At 50.3% G+C, this 23,422-nt stretch carries 27 protein-coding genes and 1 tRNA gene; 5 read left to right on the forward strand and 23 right to left on the reverse strand.

Going from position 1 to position 23,422, the window contains the following annotated elements:
- Nucleotides 1–43: 43 nt before the first annotated feature.
- The 5 genes from ACFSUF_RS12905 to ACFSUF_RS12925 all read right to left on the reverse strand — a co-directional run bounded on the left by ACFSUF_RS12905 (nt 44) and on the right by ACFSUF_RS12925 (nt 2,655).
- Nucleotides 44–397 carry a YtxH domain-containing protein gene (locus ACFSUF_RS12905; protein ID WP_377603322.1) on the reverse strand — a complete coding sequence of 118 codons (354 nt, stop codon included), beginning with the start codon at nt 395–397 and terminating at the stop codon, nt 44–46.
- Nucleotides 390–878 carry a DUF948 domain-containing protein gene (locus ACFSUF_RS12910; RefSeq protein WP_377603323.1) on the reverse strand — a complete coding sequence of 163 codons (489 nt, stop codon included), beginning with the start codon at nt 876–878 and terminating at the stop codon, nt 390–392. Before ACFSUF_RS12910 ends, ACFSUF_RS12905 begins: the two co-directional genes overlap by 8 nt.
- A 147-nt stretch (nt 879–1,025) precedes the next feature.
- Nucleotides 1,026–1,664: a helix-turn-helix transcriptional regulator gene (locus ACFSUF_RS12915; protein WP_377603324.1), complete on the reverse strand. Its 639-nt coding sequence runs from the start codon at nt 1,662–1,664 to the stop codon at nt 1,026–1,028.
- A gap of 107 nt (nt 1,665–1,771) precedes the next feature.
- Complete coding sequence (locus ACFSUF_RS12920; RefSeq protein ID WP_377603325.1) at nt 1,772–2,197, reverse strand: DUF86 domain-containing protein; 426 nt, start codon at nt 2,195–2,197, stop codon at nt 1,772–1,774.
- A gap of 170 nt (nt 2,198–2,367) precedes the next feature.
- Nucleotides 2,368–2,655 carry a Dabb family protein gene (locus tag ACFSUF_RS12925; RefSeq protein ID WP_377603326.1) on the reverse strand — a complete coding sequence of 96 codons (288 nt, stop codon included), beginning with the start codon at nt 2,653–2,655 and terminating at the stop codon, nt 2,368–2,370.
- 87 nt (nt 2,656–2,742) lie between these two features.
- On the opposite strand from ACFSUF_RS12925, the gene ACFSUF_RS12930 reads away from it, so the two are divergent.
- On the forward strand, nt 2,743–3,006 hold the full coding sequence (locus tag ACFSUF_RS12930) for a hypothetical protein (RefSeq protein ID WP_377603327.1): 264 nt from the start codon (nt 2,743–2,745) through the stop codon (nt 3,004–3,006).
- A 52-nt stretch (nt 3,007–3,058) separates the two neighbouring features.
- Here the strand turns inward: ACFSUF_RS12930 and ACFSUF_RS12935 are convergent, their stop codons facing one another.
- A complete protein-coding gene (locus ACFSUF_RS12935) occupies nt 3,059–3,433 on the reverse strand; it encodes a cytochrome C oxidase subunit II (RefSeq protein WP_377603328.1) in 375 nt (124 codons plus the stop codon).
- Between the two features lie 332 nt (nt 3,434–3,765).
- Here ACFSUF_RS12935 and ACFSUF_RS12940 point away from each other — a divergent pair, with 332 nt between their 5' ends.
- Complete coding sequence (locus tag ACFSUF_RS12940) at nt 3,766–4,920, forward strand: mandelate racemase/muconate lactonizing enzyme family protein (RefSeq protein ID WP_377603329.1); 1,155 nt, start codon at nt 3,766–3,768, stop codon at nt 4,918–4,920.
- A 103-nt stretch (nt 4,921–5,023) separates the two neighbouring features.
- Here ACFSUF_RS12940 and msrA read toward each other — a convergent pair whose 3' ends face one another.
- The 3 genes from msrA to ACFSUF_RS12955 form a co-directional block, all read right to left on the reverse strand.
- On the reverse strand, nt 5,024–5,575 hold the full coding sequence (gene msrA, locus ACFSUF_RS12945; protein ID WP_377603330.1) for a peptide-methionine (S)-S-oxide reductase MsrA: 552 nt from the start codon (nt 5,573–5,575) through the stop codon (nt 5,024–5,026).
- A 105-nt stretch (nt 5,576–5,680) separates the two neighbouring features.
- The gene (locus ACFSUF_RS12950) at nt 5,681–6,673 is read right to left on the reverse strand and encodes a phytanoyl-CoA dioxygenase family protein (RefSeq protein ID WP_377603331.1); all 993 of its coding nucleotides are present in this window, start codon (nt 6,671–6,673) and stop codon (nt 5,681–5,683) included.
- Nucleotides 6,674–6,792: 119 nt separating this feature from the next.
- A complete protein-coding gene (locus ACFSUF_RS12955; protein WP_377603332.1) occupies nt 6,793–7,683 on the reverse strand; it encodes an AraC family transcriptional regulator in 891 nt (296 codons plus the stop codon).
- Nucleotides 7,684–7,830: 147 nt separating this feature from the next.
- Here ACFSUF_RS12955 and ACFSUF_RS12960 point away from each other — a divergent pair.
- Nucleotides 7,831–7,903: transfer RNA gene (locus ACFSUF_RS12960), tRNA-Ala, on the forward strand.
- Nucleotides 7,904–9,163: 1,260 nt separating this feature from the next.
- Nucleotides 9,164–9,367: a DUF1259 domain-containing protein gene (locus tag ACFSUF_RS12965; RefSeq protein ID WP_377603881.1), complete on the forward strand. Its 204-nt coding sequence runs from the start codon at nt 9,164–9,166 to the stop codon at nt 9,365–9,367.
- An 82-nt stretch (nt 9,368–9,449) separates the two neighbouring features.
- Here ACFSUF_RS12965 and ACFSUF_RS12970 read toward each other — a convergent pair whose 3' ends face one another.
- The 9 genes from ACFSUF_RS12970 to nrdR form a co-directional block, all read right to left on the reverse strand.
- Nucleotides 9,450–10,337 (reverse strand): LysR family transcriptional regulator, encoded by an 888-nt coding sequence (locus ACFSUF_RS12970; protein WP_377603333.1) that lies wholly within the window; start codon nt 10,335–10,337, stop codon nt 9,450–9,452.
- Nucleotides 10,338–10,519: 182 nt separating this feature from the next.
- Nucleotides 10,520–11,416 carry a LysR family transcriptional regulator gene (locus tag ACFSUF_RS12975; protein WP_377603334.1) on the reverse strand — a complete coding sequence of 299 codons (897 nt, stop codon included), beginning with the start codon at nt 11,414–11,416 and terminating at the stop codon, nt 10,520–10,522.
- Between the two features lie 3 nt (nt 11,417–11,419).
- The gene (locus tag ACFSUF_RS12980) at nt 11,420–11,545 is read right to left on the reverse strand and encodes a hypothetical protein (protein WP_377603335.1); all 126 of its coding nucleotides are present in this window, start codon (nt 11,543–11,545) and stop codon (nt 11,420–11,422) included.
- Between the two features lie 57 nt (nt 11,546–11,602).
- Complete coding sequence (locus ACFSUF_RS12985; RefSeq protein WP_377603336.1) at nt 11,603–12,262, reverse strand: type 1 glutamine amidotransferase domain-containing protein; 660 nt, start codon at nt 12,260–12,262, stop codon at nt 11,603–11,605.
- Between the two features lie 338 nt (nt 12,263–12,600).
- A complete protein-coding gene (locus ACFSUF_RS12990; protein WP_377603337.1) occupies nt 12,601–13,374 on the reverse strand; it encodes an SDR family oxidoreductase in 774 nt (257 codons plus the stop codon).
- Nucleotides 13,375–13,380: 6 nt separating this feature from the next.
- Entirely contained in the window at nt 13,381–14,703 is a 1,323-nt protein-coding gene (locus ACFSUF_RS12995; RefSeq protein ID WP_377603338.1) for a glucuronate isomerase, read from the reverse strand.
- Entirely contained in the window at nt 14,697–15,785 is a 1,089-nt protein-coding gene (gene uxuA, locus ACFSUF_RS13000; RefSeq protein WP_377603339.1) for a mannonate dehydratase, read from the reverse strand. The genes ACFSUF_RS12995 and uxuA overlap by 7 nt, the downstream gene beginning before the upstream one ends.
- A 205-nt stretch (nt 15,786–15,990) precedes the next feature.
- Entirely contained in the window at nt 15,991–16,671 is a 681-nt protein-coding gene (locus tag ACFSUF_RS13005; RefSeq protein ID WP_377603340.1) for a glycoside hydrolase family 73 protein, read from the reverse strand.
- Between the two features lie 289 nt (nt 16,672–16,960).
- Complete coding sequence (nrdR, locus tag ACFSUF_RS13010) at nt 16,961–17,437, reverse strand: transcriptional regulator NrdR (protein ID WP_377603341.1); 477 nt, start codon at nt 17,435–17,437, stop codon at nt 16,961–16,963.
- A 111-nt stretch (nt 17,438–17,548) separates the two neighbouring features.
- Here nrdR and ACFSUF_RS13015 point away from each other — a divergent pair, with 111 nt between their 5' ends.
- Nucleotides 17,549–17,770, forward strand: a complete 222-nt coding sequence (locus ACFSUF_RS13015) for a small, acid-soluble spore protein, alpha/beta type (RefSeq protein ID WP_377603342.1) — start codon at nt 17,549–17,551, stop codon at nt 17,768–17,770.
- Nucleotides 17,771–17,838: 68 nt separating this feature from the next.
- Here ACFSUF_RS13015 and ACFSUF_RS13020 read toward each other — a convergent pair whose 3' ends face one another.
- The 5 genes from ACFSUF_RS13020 to polA form a co-directional block, all read right to left on the reverse strand.
- Nucleotides 17,839–18,426, reverse strand: coding sequence for a lytic transglycosylase domain-containing protein (locus ACFSUF_RS13020; RefSeq protein ID WP_377603343.1), 588 nt, complete (start codon nt 18,424–18,426; stop codon nt 17,839–17,841).
- A gap of 4 nt (nt 18,427–18,430) precedes the next feature.
- The gene (gene coaE, locus ACFSUF_RS13025) at nt 18,431–19,027 is read right to left on the reverse strand and encodes a dephospho-CoA kinase (RefSeq protein ID WP_377603344.1); all 597 of its coding nucleotides are present in this window, start codon (nt 19,025–19,027) and stop codon (nt 18,431–18,433) included.
- Nucleotides 19,028–19,044: 17 nt separating this feature from the next.
- Nucleotides 19,045–19,728 carry a sporulation membrane protein YtaF gene (gene ytaF / locus ACFSUF_RS13030; RefSeq protein ID WP_377603345.1) on the reverse strand — a complete coding sequence of 228 codons (684 nt, stop codon included), beginning with the start codon at nt 19,726–19,728 and terminating at the stop codon, nt 19,045–19,047.
- Nucleotides 19,729–19,827: 99 nt separating this feature from the next.
- Nucleotides 19,828–20,679 (reverse strand): DNA-formamidopyrimidine glycosylase, encoded by an 852-nt coding sequence (gene mutM, locus ACFSUF_RS13035; protein ID WP_377603346.1) that lies wholly within the window; start codon nt 20,677–20,679, stop codon nt 19,828–19,830.
- 56 nt (nt 20,680–20,735) lie between these two features.
- A complete protein-coding gene (polA, locus tag ACFSUF_RS13040) occupies nt 20,736–23,387 on the reverse strand; it encodes a DNA polymerase I (RefSeq protein WP_377603347.1) in 2,652 nt (883 codons plus the stop codon).
- Between the last annotated feature and the right edge of the window lie 35 nt (nt 23,388–23,422).

The following is a 23,422-nucleotide window of genomic DNA, read 5'->3' on the forward strand; positions in this document are numbered from 1 at the left end:
AAATGAAACACGGGCCTCCTTGGCCCGTGTTTTTCTTTACGAACTAATTCGATTGCTCCTCATCCGAAAGTTCCTCAGCCCGCGTAACAGCAACCTCAGACTCACTGTCCTGGCCGGAACGCCTCCAAGAACGGACTTCCTCAGCTGCTTGAGATACAGCTTGTTTGCTGCGGTCCACCCACTCTGAAGCCGTAGTACTGATTTCCTTGGCAATCGATTGTGTTTTTTGGCTTACGTTCCCTGCCACTTCTCTCGTCTTCTCTGCAGCTTGATTGTACGAATCAGCGATATCCGAGCGAAGTTCCTTCCCTGCTTTCGGTGCGAACAGCAGTGCCGTCACGGAACCGATAATGCCTCCTACCAGTGTGCCTACCAAAAATGTTTTGCGTTTAGACATGTGTCTTCTCTCCCTTGGTTACAGGCCCTTCCTCCTCAGAAGCAGCAGTGTGCTTATCGGGCGGACTTCCTCCATCTGACCTGTTCAACCAGACCATGGCTGCACTGCGTACGATGTCCGACCATTCGGCTGCACGAGAGGTTGGACGCGCTCCGCTTCTTCCCGTGAAGAATCCGGCCAACTCATGACTGAACTGTCTGGCTGCCAACGCGGTTTGTTCCAACAGCTGCCCTGTATGCTCCACCGAATGGAAAAAACCGTCGAGCGCCTTCAGCTTCCGATTCGTATCCGAGGTGACATGCTTTGCTTCCTTCAACACCTGCTGCGCTTGACCGCTTACCGCTTCCAGCTGCCTCATGGCACTTTTCATTTCAGAATCCAACCGGATCAGCGTCCGCTGGAATACGAACAGTACCCGGAGCGTATACAGCATGACGATGATAAAGATGGCTGCACTGCAAACCCATAACCAGGTGGTCATCGGGAGTCCTCCTTTCCGTCTGCTCTTCTGGGTGAATGCCCATTTTTCTTACTGACAGTAAATGCAGCAGCGGGAGCTTTTGACACATGCAAACGAAAAAAAAAAGAACCTCAGCGTATACTGAGATCCCTTCATCTGTTCAAAAAGTTATTCTGCCGCGTTTTGCTGGATCACATAAGTGCATTTCATTCCGCCCTTGGCCAGGCACTCCGTCCGCTCAACCGGTACACCGAGCAAATCCTTAAACAGCTGCAGCTCGCACTGGCAGGCCTGCTCAAAACGGTTGGCTACATTCGCGATCGGACAGTTATGCTCCAGCAGCTCAAAACCGCCATCCGGCACTTCCTTCCAACTGACCATGTAACCGCCGTTATTTTGAATCTCGGCCAGTTCCGCTACACGGGCGCGCAGCGGGAGTCCATCCATGCGTCCTTCATATTTGCGCAAAAGCTTCTCTTTTCGTCTCTGAAACAATTTTGTTACCGTAGCCCCGCCGTCCTCTGCTTCCAAATCCTCCAGCAGGTCCAAAGTCAGCCCGTAGTAGTTCTTCGGAAACAGCTCATCGGAAGCAGGCGTGAGCATGTATTGGTTCGTCGGACGCCCCATGGCCTGCCTTATTACCGTGGAGGCCACTAACCCGTCCCGCTCCAGTGTATTTATATGACGGCGCACCGCCATCTCCGTAATCGCCAGTTCTTTAGCAAGATCGTTCACCGTTAAAGAACCCTTTGTCTTCAACAAAGTCAAAATTACTTTGCGAGTAGATGTATCCTGCAATCCGTTCATCAGATCATCACCTTATGTGCCTTAATGATCCTATTGTACTGGATTGCATGGGATAAGTAAATTAGTAAACATGTATGTATACTAATTAGCTGCCGAAAAAGTCAAGACTACGCCAGCTCCCGGTCCATATAAGACCTTACGGCTTCCGAAAATGCCCTAAGCACTCCGGGAACCACTGGAAGCAGCGGATGGCGCTCTACTCTCTCCCACTCAAAAAAAGACTGAACCAGCGGCTTCCTCAGCTTCACCAATTCGTACAAAACCGCATGAACTTCCGCCGGGAAGACGCCCTCTCCCTGCAGAATATCCAAAATATCTTCATAACTGCTGGGATCCCGCATAATAAATCCGTCGATCATATAACTCCCTACATCCGTAACAGCCTCAATGGCCAAATGGAGCGTCCGCTCCTGGGCGAAGTGTTCCAATACTGTGAATGGGCCTTCCCTCCGATTCAGTTCCTCCATTGCCTCAGCTACGGCAGGCAGAAAATCCAGCCTTCTCTCGATTTGTTCCCGGTTCACGTAATACACGGCGCTGCCCTCCAAGCAAATCTCTATTTATTTCTTCTTCCGTCCCCGTCGCTTAAGGATCGGGATCATGATGACAAATGCAATAATGAACACCAGAACGAACGTCATAGTCTCGTAAACGTCCTGCATATCTTTAGGATTATCCATAACGGTGTGTACGCAGCCCCTCTTTAAGATTCGTAATCCACGGAAACGGAAGCTTCGCGCACTTCGGTCATATGCTTTATAACTTCTTGATGAACAGGGTGTACCTGGTAAGCGTTCAAGTCTTCCAGCGAATCGAACTTGGTTACTAAAGCGAGATCGTAGGACCTTTCCGTATGCAGCACGTCAGCACCTACTTCGATCGATTTCAACTGGGGAATTTTACCTTCCATGTTCAGCAGCACTTGACGGGTAACTTCGACAGCTTCGGGGCTGCGGTCCTTCAATTTGAAACATACGATATGTGTAATCATGCCAATCTCTCCTCCATCAGGTATACAATTTTTGGGCACCGCACATTCTATAAGTACTGCATCCATCATACTACAAGGAGCTTTCTTATGCCAAAAAGATACCGGTACACGATCCTGTTCACCTTATTCGGCGTACTTCTGTGCCTTATTAATCTGTCCGGATACGATCCGCACAATTTGCTGTTCTTCAACCTCAGCGTTCCTATGTGGATCATCGAAGCTTTTTATGATACGCATAAAGTCAGCTTAACTATCTTCTATATCACTACAATTCTGTCTTACACGGTCATGGGTGCGGTGATCGACTACTTCATTCAGGTTGGACGCAGCCGTTCAACTGACGGAACATAGATGTAAGAATAAAAAGCCCGCAATGCATGCATTGCGGGCTTCTTCGGCTATATTACTCGACGATCAGAACCGATTTCATTTCCAAATGGCCTTCGCCGCACATCACGCTGCAAACAAGAGGATATGTACCCGGTTTGTCGAACGTAATTTCCTGTTCCAGCTTGTCGCCTTCCAGCTTCACGTTCAGCCCTTGAATTTCAACACCATGTTTACCGCGCTTGTTCTGCAGTTTCACAATCTTCTTGTCGCCGGCCTTCACCCTGTATTCCTTCTGGTCGAATTCGAAGTTAGAAGCCACAATCTTAAGCGTGTTAGCCGCTTCTTCGGGACTTTCCGCTTCTTCGGACTTCGGTAAGCCTAAGGTCATTAATCCAATACTGAACAGTACTAATACCGAAAGTATTGTTGCTAAGATCCACTTGTGCATCTGCGTCTTGTCCTCCTCGTCAACATCCAATAGTTTCATTTTACCTAAAAATGCGCTTTCCCCACAACAATATTATTATGACAAAAAATTGAACAATAAGAAAGCTTTCACCGTATTTTCATAGTTGAGGCACCCAAATTCAGTTCTACGTAAGAAAAAAAGGCAAAAGTAAGAAGGGACTTCTGTGAAATTCCCTAAAATTACAGGAGCCTGTCAATACATGGACACATTTAGCTGCGTTTTGGGCGGGTGTTATCGGGCTAGTTATTTGCATAAACCTCTCTACCGGGGATAACAATATCCCTTATTTCGGAAAACGGGAGGGCCTTTTCATGCGGATTGAGCGTGTAGTAACGTATCCCTTGTTATATCGGCTCGGGGAGCCATACGGGGATGCCAACGGGCTAAAAAAGTTCAGGACTGCTTACATGATCCGTGTTATTACCGACGAAGGGCTGGAGGGCTGGGGGGAATGCTCCGGCTGGCTGCCTTCGCTGGATCAATGCTTCAAGGAAAGTATCATTCCCTATTTAACCGGCCGCAGCGTTTACGAGCGTGCCAAGCATTCCAATAAGATCGCCGGGTGGGAGCGGCGGGCCGCGGCTTGTGTCGATATGGCGCTGACGGAAATTGCCGCCAAACAGGCAGGGCTCCACATTACCGATCTTTGGGGCGGCCTGCTGAGGGAATCGGTTCCGGTGTATGCTTCCTTTCAGTCGTACAGCAGCCATGAGGACTGGATGCAGCGTTCGTGGAAAACGGTGGAGAAAGCTATGGAGCAAGGATTCTACGCTGCAAAAGTGAAAGTAGGCGGCAAGACGATCCGGGAGGACCAGAGGCATATCAGCCGCCTGCTGGACATGATGAAAGAGCTGAACCAGGACGCCAGTACCTCTGTACAGCACGCGGGCTTGGCGCTGGACGCCAATCAGAGTTATGATGCGGCGGCAGCGCGGGAATGGACCAGGCAGCTCCGCGCCTGGGACGATGTGTTGTGGTTTGAGGAGCCGATGCCTATCCGGGAGCCGGAGGAATACCGTTACCTCCGGTCGGTCTTGCCGGTGCCGGTCGCCGGCGGTGAGAATATCCAGGATGTGCATCGGTTTCTGCCGATGCTCTACTCGCATGCGCTGGATCTGGCTCAGCCGGATCCGATGCATCTCGGGGGGTTGGAGCCGTACCGCGATGTGCTCAGAGCGGCGCGGCATCTCGGTGTGCGCGTGTCGCCGCACACGTTCGACGGCGCTTTGGCACGGCTGTATGCGCTGTTTGCGCAGGCGTGCCTGGAGCCGTGGAGCAAGATGGCCGGCAGCGGTATCGAGCCGGTCGAATGGGACGTGACCGACAACCCGCTGAACGGGTTGGTCGGTTTGCAGCCGGTAAACGGGCAGGTTCGTATCCCCGGGGGACCGGGAATCGGGGTTGAAATGGATACGGACTTACTCGCCAAGTACCGTTGGGACGGGAGTTCTTATGGTGTGGAATAACAGCATAAAGAAAAAAGCCGTTCGGCACCTCGGGACTTTGTACATTCCCGGGCATGCTGAACGGCTTTTTGGAGTTCGCGCATTGTAGTTTGATGAATATCAGTTAATGTGCCGCCTCTTCGCCCCAATGTTTCTCAATAAAAGCACCCCGGCCTGACCCGCGGCGGTAGGACTGGTAGTGCGTCGGGTTTTTGCGGTGATACCCTTGATGGTACTCTTCCGCAGCATAGAACGGGGATGCAGGTTTAATTTCGGTTACGATCGGCGCATTGAATTTGCCGCTGTCCTGCAGATCCTTTTTGGATGCTTCGGCTTGCTTGTGCTGTTCTTCATTGTGATAGAAAATTGCCGTCTTATACGATTGGCCCCTGTCATGGAACTGGCCGCCCGGATCGGTTGGGTCAATTTGCTGCCAATAGAGTTCCAGCAGTTTCGTGTATGGGAAGAGCTCCGGGTCAAACGTGATTTGGACCGCTTCATAATGTCCTGTTGTTTCGGAACAGACCTCTTTGTAAGTCGGATTAACGGTTGTACCGCCGGTGTAGCCGGAGACGACACTGATGATGCCCGGCATTTCCTCAAAAGGCTGAACCATACACCAGAAGCAGCCTCCTGCAAACGTGGCTTTTTGATAGTTATTGTTAGTTTCGCTCATGGGACATCCCTCCTGTTTATCATTATACCCAACAAGGAGGGGTTTTGCATGCACGGCGGGAAGACAGCTGCGCCTTGGGATGAGCGGTTTTGATTTATGGGTGCTTTATTCTTTTTTCGTTACCGCCATCGGCATCATCATTCCGTTCTCCATCCCCATCATTCGAAGGGTTCCTCCTGCTTCCTCCGGAGAGGAGAGCGTCACCTCAGTACCAAACTTCGGTGCAGCGAACGGCAGGTGCGTGCTGCCTCTGGCCAGAATATGCAAATGATTCGCAGAATCCCCTTCATAGGGACCATCGTGATCCCAAGGCACCCATGAACGTCCGTTGCAGTAATGGCATACGTAGGAACGGCGGTAACGGTCTTGCGTCTTGTTGGGGTAGGAACGATGGAACAGATGCGAATGGAAAAAGAGGATGTCCCCCGGCTTCATCGGCACGGGCACAGCTGGAGGGTATTGGGCAACGACCTGGGAAAGTGTATTGACCTCATCGTCTATATGGCTGACATTCTCAACGCTTCGCAAATCGCCGAAAACACCGTCCGCATGAATGCTGGGGCTTTGGTGGACCGGCGGATATACTGGTTCGTGGTTCGAACCCGGAACCACCCAAAGACAGCCGTTCTCCTCATCCACTTCTTCCAGAGCCATCCAGGCCCCGATCAGCGTGTCCGGATGCGTTTGGATATAGTAAGCGTCCTGGTGCCAGCCCTGCCCGCCTTTGCCGGGCGGGTTGAAAAACAACATGGATTGAAGCGCATACAAATCCGGGCCTACAAGCGCCTCAAGAACATCGAGCACTCGCGGGTGAAGCATCGCCCATTCGGCAACCTGTTCTCGTCTGGACAGCATATGAACCCGGGTTTGCGCTTCGAATTCCGCCTTCAGGGGATCCTTCTCTCCCGCAGCCGTCTTTGGTGCCTTGTCCCCGGCAAGCCGTAAGGACTCAGCCCATTCGTATAATGCGGCTATGTCTTCTTTTGATAATAACCCTTCTATTTTCACAAAACCGTCGCGATGATACTGCTTATATTGTTCCACACTGACCAGATATCGGTCTTCCCTGGTGACTGCCTTAGGAAAATACGCCGGCATCGTTCGGTCCCTCCCTAATTTCAATTGAGATCTACATTCTATTTTCACTGAAACGGGAGTTTCCCGCCATGGAGAGAACCCGGGTATTGATGTGTTTTTTTGATATATGGCGCCCTATTTTACGTTGGTATTTCTTCAACTTGGACAATCCGGTTCATTGGATAGGGAAGCTCCAATCCTTCCAGTGTCGCTGTGTTGCGCAGGAGCGGATCAGCGTATTTGTTCCGGAATTCGGTTGGATTGAGCGCCCTCCATTGTTTGAATGTTTTGGAAAAATGATGTTCATCGGCAAACCCGGTTTCGAATGCGATTCTTTTGATCGTCCAAGTTTCTGCAAGAAGCAGCTGTTCCGCTCTCCGGATTCGCCGCTCCACCAGCGCCTTGCGAGGTGTCATTCCATAGACCTCGGCAAATTTCCTGCTAAAATGCTCATGGGTCCATCCCGTTTCTTTCGCTACCTGCTCGATCGTAAGCGGTTCAAGAAGATGCCTGTCCATGAAAGCGACCGCCTTGGCGATGGCTGCCGGCAGGCGATTCGGCTGTATCGATACACTGTTTTCGTTTAGTGCCGCCCATTCTTCGATTACTGCAAGCAAAAGCACTGACAGCCTCCGGTTTCTAGACGGCGCTTGGGGCTGATGAGCGAGTTGGAGCATTTGAGTGAAAAGTCCATGAATGAGGCTGTGCTGCGTCACGGGCAACAGTGTGGGCTGAGTGAGCAATACGCCATACCTGGCATCTTCCGGGCATAGGCGGCTGAAATCAAAATGTGCAAACAGATGCCTCACAGGAGCCGACGGGTCAAATCGGTATGTATGGCTCTCGCCTGGCTTGGTGATGATCAAGGAGGGCTGGTCCATACGGTAGGTAACTCCCTCAACGATATACTCGGTCCTGTTCGCCGAAGGAAAATACACCAGTTCATAATCCGGAATGCTTCGCGTCTCCAACACAAATCCCGGTTTAATAATCACATCTCCGATCGTACGAAGCTGCGGTAATGATTCCAATTTGTTTATTCCCTCCCCTATTCGCTGCTGTTCGTCGTTCTTTTATTATAGGGGTTTCCGGCTGATGCCGGGTAGTTGTTATGAGTGAAAAATGCTCTTGCCTCGTCCCCACATTTCATGTATAATCTTATCTTGTCGGGACAATACGGGGCCTTAGCTCAGCTGGGAGAGCGCATCGCTGGCAGCGATGAGGTCAGGGGTTCGATCCCCCTAGGCTCCATAATTAAAGAAAAACCATCCTTCGGGATGGTTTTTCTTTTTGGAGTCTCCTAGGGGGCGAACCCGGGGTTCAGTCCGCGCGCAGGCAGCATATGAAGTCACTTCCTCGAATCTGCTTCCAGCGAACGAGCACGGCGTCTGAATCTACCGACCGTTGTTGTCTTCTTCGAGTATGCCTCGTCAGCCAGTTTAATCAGGATTCATACATCCCCCTAGGCTCCATAATTAAAGAAAAACCATCCTTCGGGATGGTTTTTCTTTTTGGAGTCTCCTAGGGGGCGACCCGGGGTTCAGTCCGCGCGCAGGCAGCATATGAAGTCACTTCCTCGAATCTGCTTCCAGCGAACGAGCACGGCGTCTGAATCTACCGACCGTTGTTGTCTTCCTCGAGTATGCTTCGGCAGCCAGTCCAATCAAGGATTCATACATCCCCCTAGGCTCCATCAAGAGCAACAGCCATCCTTTAAGGTGGCTGTTGTTCTTGATGCTGGTTTGTGTAGCTGACCCCTGACGGAGCTGTTCAGCCAGTCTACAGACATTGCACCCTTGTCTAATTTAATTTTCGTATTTATCTACCCCATAGTGGGTACAATTTACTTTGGGTCCAAATTCACCTTAGGAGGCGTTTCTGATGTTGCGTAAGAATCCAAGAGTTTCTCGTGCAGCAATTGCCGGTGTGAGCATACTTGGTATTGCAGCGACTACAGCATTTTCTTGGCGCATCCTTAGTAAATTGGGTTCTCGTTAACAAAAAGTTGACCCCATTCCCCGAGTGGGGTCAGCTTCAGATTAAAGTGGAGGTTCCTCTAAGCATGAAATGTATCAACTGTGAAAATATAAAAAGAATAAAAGGATCGAAACACATATGTTACATATGCAATATTCTTAATAGTCCGAAATCCATTAAACGTTTCCCTACAGCCTAACTTTAACTCCACTTACTAAGCTTTAAATAGACTGAACGTCGATGTCATATAACTTTATCAAAATTAGCACCTCTTTCCATAAACTACTAACATCTTGATAGATGGAGGGATAAGTTTAAGGCAGTTAGCCCGCTTTGTCGACGCTTTGCTACTATTCTAAGAGCACAGCCAATGGTTATTAATGGGGTTTGTACAGCTTCTTCTGTAAGGAATAACATCCGACCGCTTATATTAGGGAAAAGATCAAAATCTTTTCTTGCCATTCCCCAGGCATTTTCATCGGTAGAGATGGAAGAGCGCTCTGTTTAGGGGAAACTGTTATTTTAACAGCGGAAATAAATCCTTTTATTTCCCGGCTGCGCAGACATGGCATTAAAGTAACGTCACTACACAACCACTGGCTATTCACGAACCCTAATCTTTGGTATATTCATTTTGAAAAGAATGACCGTCCATTGAATTTTGCTCGAGATGTACGAGATGCCTTGAATGTCTTGACCACAAGAATTTTAAGCCCTACGGTTTACAAAAAAAAATGATGTAAGGCGCAAGCAATCCCAAGCCATTAGGATTGCTTTTTTTTCTGACCTCTGCCGCTTAGGGAGCCACCTCTGAACATGCTTACATTGTCTGTTTTGATATCGTCCCAAAATATTCAACAACAACCTCACGGAAGTCCAGAGCGGCTCGCGATATATACCTGCTCCTATGAGATAGTAAAGCTATCTCCCGTACAAATTCGTCATTCTCTATTTGGAGAAATGTAATGTGATCACTTGAATAACTTGCAGTGCTTGGAATGAAGGCTATACCAAGTTCAGCTTCCACGAGAATGCTTAGCCGTGCCGGTTCATCCCCTTCATATACGTATTTAGGGACAAATCCAGCCGATTCGCATACGGAGTCCACTAAATCACGAGTTCCGTAGCCTTTCTTTACACCGACAAACCATTCATCCCTTAGCTCTGCCAACGATACGCTGCTTCGGTCTGCCAGGCGATGCCCTTTTGGAACAGCAACAAGAATCGGGTCAACGAACACGATTTCACATTCAATATCTTCCCCTTGGACAGGAGGTGACGACAAGCAGAAATCAACCTCTCCTCTGTGTAAAAGGTTAACCATTTCATGCGTGCTCAGCATCTGCACATGGAATTGGATGTAGGGCCTTTTTTTTCGAAACTCCCGAAGGATTTGGGGTAATGTGCTTGCAGTGGTCACAGCCAATTCGAGTGTGCCATGTTCCGGGTTGGATAAATCGCTAAGCTCCTGCTTCCCCTGTTCCAATTCAAACAAAGCCCTTTCTGCACGGCGAAGGAATCTTCTGCCGAACTCATTCAATCGCAGCTTCCTCCCTATTCGATCGAATAAAGGGACCCCTAAATCCTCTTCCAAGCGTTGAATCGTTTTGCTAAGTGATGACTGAGTAACGTGCAGACTTCGTGCCGCTTCCGTCACATGTTCCATTCGAGCTACCCTGAGAAAATATTGCAATTGCAGAAGTTCCATTTCGCACCCCATTCATTCCTTCAAGTCAATGGAATCATAACATAAAATGCGTTGAAGTAAATAACAGTCTTCCGATACAATGACTTCAAAACATTTAGGGGGACCAAAAATGAATTCTTATATGACATCAAGGTACCTGGGGACCATTTTATCTTCATTGCTACTAGGCACCATCTAAATGATCAAAACATAAGGCTGCTTAACCCCATATTGGTGTATTGCAATGACTCAAGCAGTTTTGCTAACACGGGGCTTTCTCTCTTCTCCAATTTGTACGCTGCGTAGATGGTGTTTTCCACATAGAGTTCCGGAAACACTACTTGGCATCTTTGGTTGCGGACAGAGTCTTCAATAAGATAGGAAGGCAAAATACTGATTCCCATTCCATGCTCCACGCCCGCCAAAATTCCCCTTAAGTCAGGAATGACATGGGTTGCTTGCAGCTCCGGCCGCTTGCCGAAGTGCTCACGCCAAAATCGCCGGATAATGGGCAGCTCCAGTCCGTAACTTAACCAATCACGTGAGGTCAGCCATCCTTCTATCCCGCTTAGCCCGTCCACATCTACCTCACACCCCGGCGGCGCCGTAACCACGAACCGTTCGGTTTCTAGCCTCGTATATTCAATCCCGGAGATCTGCGGACTCTGCGTGGTAATGATGACATCAAGCTCATCCTTTTGGAGCTCTTCCAGCAGAAATTCGGCGATCCCGAAGCGAACGATAAATCGAAGCTCCATCCCGCTCAGCCTCGGGGCAGCCGCAAATGTGAAATACTCCACCGGCGAACCGATACGTACTACAGGAGCTGCTCCTTCCGGTGAGGCATGCCGAATTTCCAAAGATGCACTCTCCAGGCTTTCGATCAACGGCACAATCCTGGTGTAGAGATCTTTGCCTTTGTCCGTTGGTATCATTTTGCGCGGTGCTCGAATAAACAACCGTTCCCCCACTTCCGCCTCCAAAGCAGCCAAATGCTGGCTCATGGCAGGCTGAGTCATGATGCGGGCCTGGGCTGCCGCTGAAACGGAACGATGCTTATAAATGCTGATAAAGCTCCGGTACCATTCAAAATCGATCATAAGTTATAAATCCAGTTTGCGCAGACGGTGTACTTCCCGAGTCTCCAGAAGAGGCTCGATCGATTGGCGGTAAGCTGGTTCTTTTCCGTTTTTCGCTCTCAGGATGACCATCATGGTGATAGCTGACATTAAACTCACTCCTTGTTGTAATCTTCAAGTTGTTGCATTCCCTGTTACCTCAAGCCTTCAGCCTAATAGTCTAATGACTTCTTTCGCAACGCTTTCGGTCGATTGAGGATTTTGTCCGGTAACCAGATTTCCGTCCACTTGCACGTTGTCCGTCCAGTTCGGTGCAGTAACTACGTTGGCTCCCAGTTCCCGCAACCGGGTTTCCAGCAAGAACGGCATATATTGATCCAACTTCGTTTCTCGCTCTTCGTCGTCGGTAAAGGCCGCTACAGTTTTGCCGGCTACCAATGCGGATCCGTCGGATAGTGTAACGCCAACCAGGCCTGCTGGGCCGTGGCATACGGCAGCAACGATTTTGCCCGATTCGTACACGCTTCGGATCATGGCTTGCAGCTTAGCATTGTCCGGCAAATCGAACATGGTGCCATGTCCGCCCGGCAGGAAAATGGCATCATACGAGTCGATGTTTTCCACTTGATCCAATCTGATCGTATTCTTCAGCTCTTTTGCCGTATCCAACATCTCTTGGGATGCGCCTTCCAAGCTGCGGTCGTCAATTGGAGCCTGTCCGCCCAATGGGCTTGCTACCGTTACTTCATAGCCCTTTTTCATAAATTCCAAATAGGCTTCGCCAAACTCGGACAGCCATAGGCCGGTACCTTTATCGTCGTTCATTTTATCAGCTGTAGTAACAACCATTACTATACGTTTTGTCATGGTGAATTCCTCCTGAGTTTTACATAATGAAATATAATCTCCAAAACCTAATGTCACCTTGCCATTTGGGGTTCATGCATCAGCGCGCTGAAATATTTCTGAGGGATGACAGGTTCATCCGCTTTCACATGTGGTCGGTTAAGACGTGATTTATCTTACACCCGTTCAACACTATAAACAAATAATGAAATAGGCAAACTGCTATAAAAATTTTTATGAAAACTCATATGGAAAAACCACGGATCTCGCGGAGTTTCCAATGCAGCCGCTTTCTGTCCCAGGGATCAGACAGCAAAAAACCGGCACCTTGTGAAGAAGTGCCGGTTTCTTTATTCATATCAAATCGTCATAGCCCCAAAGCCGCCATCCACGCGTATGAGCGCTCCTGTGACGAAGCTTGATGCGGCTTCCGAAGCAAGCCAGACCACGGTTCCCTGCATTTCTTCCGGTGTTCCGAAACGCTTCATCGGCGTGTGGTTCATGATCGACTCCACCCGCTCTTTGGAAAGAATCGCCCGGTTCTGCTCCGCCGGAATAAAGCCGGGAATAATAGCGTTGACCCGGACACCTTGCGGAGCCAGTTCTCTAGCGAGAAACTGGGTCACGCTGTTTACACCCGCTTTCGAGGCGGAATACGTGAATACTCTGGATAACGGTGGCTGCGAGGATACGGAAGAGATGTTAATGATGCTTCCGCCTCTTCCCGATTCCGCCATATATTTCCCGAAAACTTGGCAGGCGAGCACTGTTCCCTTCAAGTTTACATCCATGATGCGGTCCCATTCTTCCATCTCTAAGTCGAAGAAAGGGGTCGCACTGTTTACTCCGGCGCAGTTCAACAGGATGTCCACCGACGGCGACCATTGCGCAATTTGCTGCAGGGCTGTTTCCAGCTGCGCCTTATCGGTGGTGTCTGCCTGAAATAGGCGGCAGTTCCCCTCTTGAAGCAGATCTGTACAGGTTTCAGCCGCCTTTTCCGTATTCCTGGCGACAAGCGCCAGTCCCGCTCCGTGCTGCTGCAGCGCTTTCGCCATGGAACTGCCCAAGGTGCTGCCTGCGCCGATGATGACCGCGGTTTTTCCGGTCAAGTCAAACATAGGGGGTGTCTTCATTCACATTCACCTCACTTTCGTCTTAGCAGCGTTCTGTCTTACGACGGCGAAACGCCCGCCGAACCATTCGTTCAAGTCCCGGACAATGTCCTCCTCGGAAAGAAGCCAGCCGCTTTCGTACACTCGTTTATATTTCGATACCAGCACTTCGCTGATGACCGTACGGGAATGCTCCCATTTGTTAATTAGCTGCTCCAGTACGCGGCAGTCGGAATGCTGCGGAATGTAGCTGAACCCAAGAAGCTCCGTCCGGAAACGGGTCAGCTCTTGAATCATGGATTCCGTATGCAAAAACCACCAGCAGCCGAATAGCGTAATGTTCCTGAACTTCCGGGAAAGCACAGTCAGCTCATGCTGATTTTCCCGTGCAAGTACAGTAATGAGCAGCTGTAAATCGGGATGCGAGACAGCAACGGCTTCGAGCAGCTGCAGGTCCGCTTTCATACTCATGTCCCCCGCCAGCTTCAGAGAAGGATTCACTTGGCGCCGCACGCCGATCATCAGCCCGAGAGGCAAGCCCAGCTCCAAACAAACCGGAATAACAGCTTCCTCCAGCATCGCCGTCAAATGATCCCTGCCACCGAACCGGACGTCACCCGGCAGAGACGCCGCGATATATAAAGCTCCGACCTTCGCGCTCCATTCCTTCAGAAATCTGCGTACTTCCCCGCTGACACCGTCATTCCATTCCCCTTCAACCTGGTAGCCCATCGCAGCTAATTCCGCAGATGCAACCGTCCAGTTCAAAAGCAGCGCGTCAATCCGCAAAGCCCCTAGAAACCGGGTATCGGTGTTCCCCTGATGAAGCCAAACTTCCCGTTCGCTCCGGTCGAGCGGATCGTTCGTCATGACAACTTCTTTTACCCGAGCCGCAGCCAGCACCTTATCGATCTGCTCCGAAGCCGTTCTGTTCTTCCAAGCTTCACGGTAGATGTTGATGTCGCGGGAACTTGTATCGAGCCCAAGCCGGCGGAAAGCGGTCAGAACTCCGGAAGCCGCTTCACTTACAGGCGACCGTTTCACAAACAGCTCCTGCCAGATGAGTTCCGCCTGCTGCTGTTTAGAGTACTTCCAGAAATCGTCATAGGAAAGTTCCGAGTAGCGGAAATACTCCGCCGTCAAATAGTGATAAATTAATAGTTCATCTACACCCCAGAGCAGCTGCTCCTTGAAATCGGCTGAAAACAGATGCGTGTGCATATCGGTAACCGGCAGTTCTTTGGCGGCCAGTGACACGGTCCGCTCTACGTCCTCCCATTTCCTCAACGGCGTTCCCGACGGCTCGTTGATCACGAGTTGAGCCGATCTTACATTGGTATCAGTCAGCATTCGGCACCCTCCTTAACTTGTGAACCCTGTTCTGCGGCAGCGCGATCCGCTTGAATTCCTTGCCACAAACCGTTCAAGTAGACAGCCCCCAGCGCACGGTCAAAAAGACCATATCCGGGACGTCCCTGCTCCCCCCAAATCATCCGCCCATGATCGGGACGAAGCGGCCCGTCGAAGCCGATATCAGCCAATGCCCGCATCACTTCCGCCATATCGAGTGAACCGTCCGAGGATAAGTGGGAACTCTCTTGAAAAGAGCGGAAACCGGTATGTTTGATGTTGCGGGTGTGAGCAAAATGGATCCGGCCCTCTCCGCCGACCTTCCGGATAATACGCGCCAAGTCGTTATCAGGATCGGCTCCCAACGAACCCGAACAAAAGGTGATTCCGTTCGCAGGGCTGTCCACTAATCTCAAAAACCTTTCATAAGCTTGTTCCCCGGTAATAATCCGCGGCAGCCCGAATATAGGCCAAGGCGGGTCATCCGGATGGATCGCCAATTTCACGCCGGCAGCCTCCGCAGCGGGTACAATCCGTTCCAAAAAGTACTGCAGATGCTCCCAAAGCCGCTGCTCTGTCACATCCCGATAGGCTTCGATCAGCTGTTTCATCTCATCACGGGTGTAACTCTGATCCCACCCCGGCAGGCTCAAATCCCCGGTCAGCGGGTTCATCTGCTGCATCACCGCTTCTTCATAGATCAGGGTATTGGACCCGTCAGGCAGTTCAAATGCCAGATCGGTCCGGGTCCAGTCAAACACCGGCATAAAGTTATAGCACAACACCGGAATGCCCGCTTCTCCCAAGTGGGTAATGGTTTTGCAGTAATTTTCTATGTAGCGGTCTCTTTCTGGCTTACCCAATTTGATATCTTCATGCACAGGGACGCTTTCAATTACAGCCAGCTCAAGCCCATACGAACGAATCCGCTCCTGCAGGTCCTGAATTTTCTCCAATGGCCATACTTCCCCGGGCACCACATCATATATAGCGCTTACAATTCCCTTAACACCGGGAATCTGTCTTATGCGGTCCAAAGTAACCGGATCGCTTTCTCCATACCAGCGAAACGTAAGTTTCATAAGTTCCCCTTTCCTTATTCCGTAATGTATATTGTCACTTACCGAATTGGCTTTATTGTAACATAGCAAATCAGGCAGTTCGCCGGCCCTGAAAGCAGAACGTAACTACAATCAAGGAATAGGTGCGAATGGCTGTTTATAGTCAAAATAACTTTTGCAAAAAAAGAAACGATCTTTCTCTCGGAGAGAAGATCGTTTCGTTGAATTACAACAGTCCTTTGCGGTCAAGTACGGTTAACAGACGGTAAAACGTCAGGCTTCCTTCTTCCGAGCTGATAAGTTTCGTTTTCAGCGCCTTGGCGACAGACGGCTTCGCCCATACCGGAACCTCAGGTACCGTTTCAGAGGCCTCCAGCTTCTCTATCCTAGCCGACAGTGCTTCGATTGTTGCTTTAAGTTCCTCCAACACGCGATCCACCTCCTCGTCATATTGGGTCAACCCGTATATCGCTATCAAATTTTGCAGTTTCGCCGGATAATTAGGATCGGTAGCATACCCCGCCGCATATAACGCCTGTGTTTGAGCTACCGGCGTTTCTGCCGCACGGACACCCTCATACCGCGGAATTTGAAACAATAAATCCTGATCCCTGAATCCGTCTTCTATTGTGTTGTAAACCCGAAAGTTAGCAGTCACGTTATCATGTCTAATGCCGTTATATACTTCCCAGGTCTTTGTGGATATGGTGCTCCCATCCCAATAAGGAGTGGGTTTCCCCCGGCCGGCCTTATAACCGACGAGGTTGTTCCAGCTGTGAAGAGTCGCGCCCGTTTCGAGGAGCGCTTGAGCTATTCTCACGGAAGGGAATATGGGAGAGCCCTCCAAGCGAAGCTTTACCGCTATGGGTGCCACAGTATCTATAAACTCCTGCTGTCTGGCTGCCATTCATTACACCTCCATGACCGGATGACATTTTGCGGAGACAAAGCCTCACGTTATCATCATATTCATTACCGGTTAGCGCCGCTTGAGAAGGATGTCCTTATTTTACCGCCTGCACGGCCTAAAAATGAAATAAACCTCTATCGAGTGTTTTCGAAGCTGAGCGACCGCGTTGAAATGTAGGTTTATTCACCAATCAGAAAGCCTGTTTTCGGTCCCAAAACTTATAACTTTCTTATGTGAAAAAAAACCAGCGGACATCTTTGCGGAAGCAAAAACGCGCGGGGTAAAGTTAAGGTTTCCCGGGATCAGTGAGGTTCTTCCCGAGAAGATTGTTCAGTTCTTTCATAAACATGTCAATATCTTTAAACTGCCGATAGACGGAGGCAAAACGGACATAAGCTACTTCATCTACAGGATACAACTGGGCCATCACCAGCTCTCCGATTTCGCGGCTGTCCACTTCGGCATGGGCCGTATTCCTCAATTCTTTCTCCACTTCCGATGCGATGACTTCCAGCCGCTCCACTGATACAGGCCTTTTCTCACAGGCACGTATCAGGCCGCGCAGCATTTTATCCCTGGAGAACTCTTCGCGGCTTCCGTCTTTCTTAATGACAATCAGCGGCGTCTCTTCTATCGTCTCAAACGTTGTGAACCGGCGTTGGCATTTCTCGCATTCTCTGCGGCGCCGGATGGACTTATTCTCATTTGCCGGTCTTGAATCGAGCACTTTGGTACCGGAATTATCGCAATACGGACATTTCATTATGGGTGTAGGCTCCCCTCAATTGTAGCTTCGCATTCCCAACCGTTCCCTGATTTGAAGTATGGCTATCCGAACATAATAGTACTACTAAAGGAGAAGGAGGTGAATACAATGGGATCAGGATCAAGAAGCAATAATACACTGGTAGTTCCTCAAGCGAACCAGGCATTGGATCAATTGAAACTGGAGATTGCTCAAGAGCTGGGCATTCAAGTGCCGCAAGACGGTTACTACGGTAACATGGCTACTCGCGATACAGGCGCCATCGGGGGTCATATTACCCGTCGTCTGGTAGAAATCGCTCAACAACAACTAGCCGGACAATTTAAATAATATATCCCTTCAACTTCATAAGGAGCCGGAACGCCGCGAAAGCGGGTTCCGGCTTCTCCATTTCGTGTTTAAGAAGGAGTGCCCGAATAAATTTTCTTATACTTATTATAATAATAAACGACGCGCTGTACATAGTGTCTCGTTTCGCCGAACGGGATCAGGTCCAAGGTTTCGTAGGTTCCGTCCCACCGGTTTTGGGACAGCCATTTCTTGACGTTTCCGGGTCCGGCATTATAGGCTGCGATGACAGCAATCTTATTGTTATCGAATTGATCGTACAATGAGCGGATATACCATGCTCCAACTTCGATGTTCACATCAGCCCTGTTTCCCAGCTGAGTCATCGTATATTTGGAGTAGTCAGCACGCTCGATAATCCATTTGGCGGTATCGGGCATAATCTGCATAATGCCTACTGCGCCTTTAGCGGACTGTGTATCGGTCTTGTAGTTGCTCTCAACCCGGATGATCGCGGCTATGAGATAGGGATCCACCTTATAATTCCGGGAACTGACTAGAATATCCTCCTTATAGTGGATCGGATAGACCCACCGGTCCAGCCAGCTTGTCCCAACGAACAGTATCCACAATGCGGCCAGCAGAACTACAGCCGCAGCTCCAATCCCCGCCGTCCATACGGCTGTTCCAGAACGCATAAAATTATACCAAACCCTTCTCAGACCAGAATCGGCTCACTTGTTCCGCCGTCTGCTCCAGATTTCCGCTGTTGTCTATCCATATATCGGCTTTTAGCCGCTTTTCTTCAATATCCATTTGGGAGTTTAACCGGTTCTCAGCCTGCTCGGAACTTAACTTGTCCCGTTTCATAAGCCTGTCCTTCTGGATGTGCCGGGGAACGTAAACAACAAGTACTTCCTCGAACATTCCCTGTAAACCGGATTCATATAACAAAGGTACATCTACGACAACCAGCTGCTCCGGATGAGTACGCTCCCTCTCTTCCATTCTGGAACGCATTAAAGCCCGGATCGGGGGGTGCAGCAGCCCGTCCAAATCTTTGCGTGCCTGACTGTCGGCAAAGATGATCTCCCCTAATTTCTTGCGGTGCAGCGAGCCGTCAGGCTGCAGAATGCCAGGCCCGAACCGCTCCGCTACCTTCTCCAGTACCGGGCTGCCGGGCAGCACTACTTCTCTTGCAATTACATCTGCATCAATTACAAAGGCGCCGCGCTCCGCAAGGAGCGCAGTCACCGTGCTTTTTCCTGTGGCAATGCCGCCGGTAAGACCTATATTCATAAGTTGACAGCAGCTCCTTACATCATTTTAACTAAGCCCATGATCATTAATATGCATCCAGGCAGGAAAGAAATGCGCCTGATCCAGGGACGACCCGCAAAAATAAATCCGACCCGCAATCCCAAATAAATAAATGCCCCGCTTGCCAAGGCGATTAGAGACGCTGTCAACATAGGATTATACCCTATTAACGCAGCGCCGATACCCGCACCGAACGCATCCAGCGATAAGGCAATACCAAGGAGCATCGCTTCCGATGCCGAGATATTGCCGGAACGGTCCAAGTCGGCTGCAGAAGGCTTTCTCAATATCTGAATAATGATTCCCATTCGTTTCAACTCAATGTACAGCACGGTCTGTTTCGAGAGATCTTCCTTTTGCGCGGGCGGTGTCTCTTCGGAAGACGCCGCTGCGGAAGGCTCATCGCTCTTCTGAAAGTACATTTGAAGCAGCGACCAGATGCCCATACCGATCAGGATGAGAGCTCCGATGTCCCGGGCAATGACCGGAGAAATGAAACGGAGCAGTACCGCTCCGATCTGCATAGAACCGAAAATAATCAGGCCGGAACACATTGCTATAATAGCGATTGAAAGCAGCGGGATACGGATTTTGCGCAATCCGTACATAACGCCTACGCCGAATCCGTCCAAACTTACGGCAAAGGCAAGCAGCAGCAGCGATACAATAGGCGGTAACATGGGAGTCCTCCTTCTTTCGACGGTAACCCTTTGCCTACCTAGTGTATGGGTGTGTGTTTGCCTAAGTGCAAGTCCGGGAAGAAACCCGCCTGCTGCCGTTTAGTCCTTTCGCGCGCGCTTGTGTTTCAATGGCTGGCATTGTGCGCAGTAGTGAGTTCCCCGTCCGCCGACAACCGTTTTCTCGATGACGCTGCCGCACTGGTAACAGGCTTCCGATTTCCGGCCGTACACTTTCAGCTGATGCTGAAACATGCCCATCTCGCCTTGGCCGTTCACATACGATTTAATGGAGGAACCTCCGGCTTCCACAGCCTCGCTCAGCGTGGTGATAATAGCCTGGTATAACCGTTCTGTTTCCGCCTTCTTCAAAGAGCCTGCTTCCCTCTCAGGATGAATTCCGGCCAGATGCAGCGCCTCATCCACATAGATGTTGCCAATGCCCACGATATGCTCCTGATTCAGCAGGAATGGCTTAATCTTGGTCGTTCGCCCGCGTAGCTTTGCCGCGAAAGCTTCGTAAGTAAATTCTTCCCCCAACGGCTCGAGTCCCAGCTTGTGCAGAGGCGGCAGCAGAAACTCCTCGCCGGGCGTAAACAGATGCATAGTACCGAACTGGCGCACATCTTTGTACCGCAGCTCAGTGCCGTCCGTAAAATGAAACACGACATGGGTATGCTTTTCCAGCGGTTCCCCTGCCGGATACACTCCATAGCGCCCTTCCATTCTCAAATGCGATACGAGCACAGTCGAATCCAGGACAATCCGCAGAAACTTGCCCCTGCGCTCTACATTCCGGATGGTTTGGCCCTGCAGGATCGCATCGAATAATTCCGCTTCGGCAGGACGCTGCAGAATGCGCGGCAGATGGACGGTTACGCTTTCGATTGTTTTGCCTTTCACCAATTGATTCAACGTTCGGCGCACGGTTTCGACCTCCGGCAATTCCGGCATAGCGGCATCCCTCCTCTATTTCACAATGATTTTATCATGGCTTGGATTTTCAGCGTTTATTTGGCTTCCTGCCAATTTTGCCCATAACTTACATCGGCTTTAAGCGGTACATTCAACTCCAGCGCTTTTTCCATTTCCTCCGGCACCAGCTTCTTCATCAGCTCAAGCTCCTCCTCAGGCACTTCAAACACCAGTTCATCATGAACTTGAAGAAGCATCCGGCTGCGCAGCTTCTCTTGACGAAGACGCTCCGCAACCCGTACCATAGCAAGCTTGATAATGTCTGCAGCCGTTCCCTGTATAGGGGTATTCATAGCCGTACGCTCGGCAAAAGAGCGGATATTGAAGTTGGACGCTTTAATTTCGGGCAAGTAGCGGCGGCGTTCCAGCAGTGTTTTTACATATCCGTCGTTCCGCGCTTGCTTAACGATCTCGTCCATATACCTGCGGACGCCCTGGAACACCTCGAAGTATTGCTCAATAAATTTACCGGCATCCTTCCGGGTGATATTCAAGTTCTGGGATAACCCGTATTCGCTGATACCGTAAACAATTCCGAAGTTAACGGCTTTGGCCGAGCGCCGCATATTCGCATCCACTTCGGATTCCGAAACGCCGAAGACGTCCATCGCCGTTTTTGTATGAATATCCATATTCTCCGTAAAAGCTTCCATCAGGTTCTTATCCTGGGAAATGTGCGCCAATACCCTTAGTTCAATCTGTGAATAGTCCGCCGCCAGAATGAGCCATCCTTCTTCCGAAGGCGTGAACACTTTACGGATTTTACGGCCTTCTTCCAGCCGGATCGGAATGTTCTGCAAATTCGGGAACTGCGAGCTTAACCGGCCGGTTGCTGCAATCGTCTGCCGGTAGTACGTATGGATTTTTCCTGTTTCCGGGCGCACCTCTTTGAGCAGCCCTTCGACGTAAGTAGACTGCAGCTTTGCGAGGGTGCGGTATAACAGGATCTGGCGTACGATTTCATGGTAAGGCTCCAGCTTTTCCAGTACTTCCGCATCCGTGGAATAGCCGGTTTTTGTTTTCTTGATGACCGGCAAATCCAGCTTTTCGAACAGAATTTCGCCCATCTGGCGGGGGGAATTGATATTAAACGGGCCGCCGGCCAGTTCATAAATCCGGTTCTGCAGACTTTCTATATTCGCCGAGAGCTCTTCCCCGTATTTCTTCAAACCCTCCACGTCCACACGGATCCCTTTCAGCTCCATATCGGCCAGCAGTTTGGATAAAGGCAGCTCCAGGTCATAGAAAAGGCGGTTCATCTCGTTCTTTTCCAGTTCGCGCCGCTGAATCTCGGCGAGCTTATGAGCCGTTGCCGCTTTACGCCCGATATGCTCTGCCAGCAATCCGAGCTCAGGCAGACGATATTTTGCTCCTTTGCCATAGACGGACTCGTCCGAACCTACGGCAGGCAGGCCGTATTTCCGCGCCTGCTCGCTCATCTCGTAGTTCGTCTCCGTCGGATCCAGCAAATAAGCCGCCAGTTGCGTGTCGAAGCCGACTCCTGCGAGTGTGATCCCCTTCCAGGCAAGGACTACCTCCGCATAGTGGGCATCAAAAATCGTCTTCGCTCTGGTTTCGTCGGCAAACCACTCTTGGAGAAACCGGGCCTTACCGGACAACAGTGTCTCCGCCGAAATATAATAGGCTTGTCCATCCCCTGTATGGAATCCGGCCCCAATCAGTGACGCCGTATGCGGATTCTCGCCATACGCTTCCACGTGGACAGAGGTGACACGTTCAAGCTGCGGACGGAATTCCTCCAGTCCTTCTTCCCCTACGACATGAATCTGCAGCTCTTCTTTCTCCACCTCGTTCACAGGAGCGCTTTGCGGCAAATCCAGCCTTTCGAGCAAAGATTTAAATTCCAGTTTCCGGAACATTTCGGACAACGTTTCGGGCTGGTAACCTTCGTAACGGATCGCATTCCAGTCCGCTTCCATCGGCACTTCCCGATGAATCGTGGCCAGCCGCTTGCTCATTCGTGCATCTTCGGCATGATCGCGGATCTTATCCTTCATCTTGCCTTTCATATCTTCCACGTGCTCCAAAACCTGCTCTACACTGCCGTACTCATGCAGCAGCTTAAGCGCCGTCTTTTCCCCTACACCGGGGATGCCCGGGATATTATCCGATGTATCGCCCATCAACCCTTTCAGATCAATAATCTGATCGGGCGTCAAGCCGTATTTCTCCTGAATGAAAGCCGGATCGTACAGTTCTACCTCGCTGATGCCTTTACGGGTCAAGGCAATGGTAACCTGCTCTGAGGCAAGCTGCAGCATATCTTTATCGCCGGTGACCACGACGACCTGCTTCTTTTGCTCGTCTGCGATCCGTGTCATTGTTCCGATAATATCATCGGCCTCGTAGCCTTCCAGCTGGTACTGGGAAATGCCGAAGGCACGAAGCAAGTCCTTGATAACCGGGAATTGTTCCGACAATTCGGAAGGTGTTTTTTCACGGCCGCCCTTGTATTCCTGATACCCCTCATGGCGGAACGTCACTTTGCCCGCGTCGAAAGCAACGAGGAAATGGGTAGGCTTTTGTTCATCTATCAGTCTCAGGAGCATCGTCGTAAAACCGTACACCGCGTTCGTATGCAAGCCGCTCGAATTGCTCAGAGGCGGTAAAGCAAAGAAAGCGCGGTAGGCAATGCTGTTGCCGTCGATTAAAACTAATTTCTCCATAGCGCACCTCACATTTGACATATAGTTTCATCATA

Source organism: Paenibacillus gansuensis, from assembly GCF_042684925.1.
Lineage (GTDB): Bacteria > Bacillota > Bacilli > Paenibacillales > DY6 > Paenibacillus_N > Paenibacillus_N gansuensis.

Excerpts from the sequence above, each read along its gene's own strand:
- ACFSUF_RS12985 (WP_377603336.1), bottom strand. The coding sequence starts at position 12,262 with ATGACAAAACGTATAGTAATGGTTGTTACTACAGCTGATAAAATGAAC.
- ACFSUF_RS13015 (WP_377603342.1), top strand. The coding sequence starts at position 17,549 with ATGGGATCAGGATCAAGAAGCAATAATACACTGGTAGTTCCTCAAGCG.
- ACFSUF_RS12925 (WP_377603326.1), bottom strand. The coding sequence starts at position 2,655 with ATGATTACACATATCGTATGTTTCAAATTGAAGGACCGCAGCCCCGAA.
- ACFSUF_RS12975 (WP_377603334.1), bottom strand. The coding sequence starts at position 11,416 with ATGATCGATTTTGAATGGTACCGGAGCTTTATCAGCATTTATAAGCAT.
- msrA (WP_377603330.1), bottom strand. The coding sequence starts at position 5,575 with ATGAGCGAAACTAACAATAACTATCAAAAAGCCACGTTTGCAGGAGGC.
- ACFSUF_RS12905 (WP_377603322.1), bottom strand. The coding sequence starts at position 397 with ATGTCTAAACGCAAAACATTTTTGGTAGGCACACTGGTAGGAGGCATT.
- ACFSUF_RS12950 (WP_377603331.1), bottom strand. The coding sequence starts at position 6,673 with ATGCCGGCGTATTTTCCTAAGGCAGTCACCAGGGAAGACCGATATCTG.
- ytaF (WP_377603345.1), bottom strand. The coding sequence starts at position 19,728 with ATGTTACCGCCTATTGTATCGCTGCTGCTGCTTGCCTTTGCCGTAAGT.
- ACFSUF_RS12990 (WP_377603337.1), bottom strand. The coding sequence starts at position 13,374 with ATGAAGACACCCCCTATGTTTGACTTGACCGGAAAAACCGCGGTCATC.
- nrdR (WP_377603341.1), bottom strand. The coding sequence starts at position 17,437 with ATGAAATGTCCGTATTGCGATAATTCCGGTACCAAAGTGCTCGATTCA.
- ACFSUF_RS12970 (WP_377603333.1), bottom strand. The coding sequence starts at position 10,337 with ATGGAACTTCTGCAATTGCAATATTTTCTCAGGGTAGCTCGAATGGAA.
- ACFSUF_RS12910 (WP_377603323.1), bottom strand. The coding sequence starts at position 878 with ATGACCACCTGGTTATGGGTTTGCAGTGCAGCCATCTTTATCATCGTC.
- ACFSUF_RS12935 (WP_377603328.1), bottom strand. The coding sequence starts at position 3,433 with ATGCACAAGTGGATCTTAGCAACAATACTTTCGGTATTAGTACTGTTC.
- ACFSUF_RS12915 (WP_377603324.1), bottom strand. The coding sequence starts at position 1,664 with ATGAACGGATTGCAGGATACATCTACTCGCAAAGTAATTTTGACTTTG.
- mutM (WP_377603346.1), bottom strand. The coding sequence starts at position 20,679 with ATGCCGGAATTGCCGGAGGTCGAAACCGTGCGCCGAACGTTGAATCAA.
- ACFSUF_RS12930 (WP_377603327.1), top strand. The coding sequence starts at position 2,743 with ATGCCAAAAAGATACCGGTACACGATCCTGTTCACCTTATTCGGCGTA.
- ACFSUF_RS12940 (WP_377603329.1), top strand. The coding sequence starts at position 3,766 with ATGCGGATTGAGCGTGTAGTAACGTATCCCTTGTTATATCGGCTCGGG.
- ACFSUF_RS13020 (WP_377603343.1), bottom strand. The coding sequence starts at position 18,426 with ATGCGTTCTGGAACAGCCGTATGGACGGCGGGGATTGGAGCTGCGGCT.
- ACFSUF_RS12995 (WP_377603338.1), bottom strand. The coding sequence starts at position 14,703 with ATGCTGACTGATACCAATGTAAGATCGGCTCAACTCGTGATCAACGAG.
- coaE (WP_377603344.1), bottom strand. The coding sequence starts at position 19,027 with ATGAATATAGGTCTTACCGGCGGCATTGCCACAGGAAAAAGCACGGTG.
- ACFSUF_RS13005 (WP_377603340.1), bottom strand. The coding sequence starts at position 16,671 with ATGGCAGCCAGACAGCAGGAGTTTATAGATACTGTGGCACCCATAGCG.
- uxuA (WP_377603339.1), bottom strand. The coding sequence starts at position 15,785 with ATGAAACTTACGTTTCGCTGGTATGGAGAAAGCGATCCGGTTACTTTG.
- ACFSUF_RS12980 (WP_377603335.1), bottom strand. The coding sequence starts at position 11,545 with ATGTCAGCTATCACCATGATGGTCATCCTGAGAGCGAAAAACGGAAAA.
- polA (WP_377603347.1), bottom strand. The coding sequence starts at position 23,387 with ATGGAGAAATTAGTTTTAATCGACGGCAACAGCATTGCCTACCGCGCT.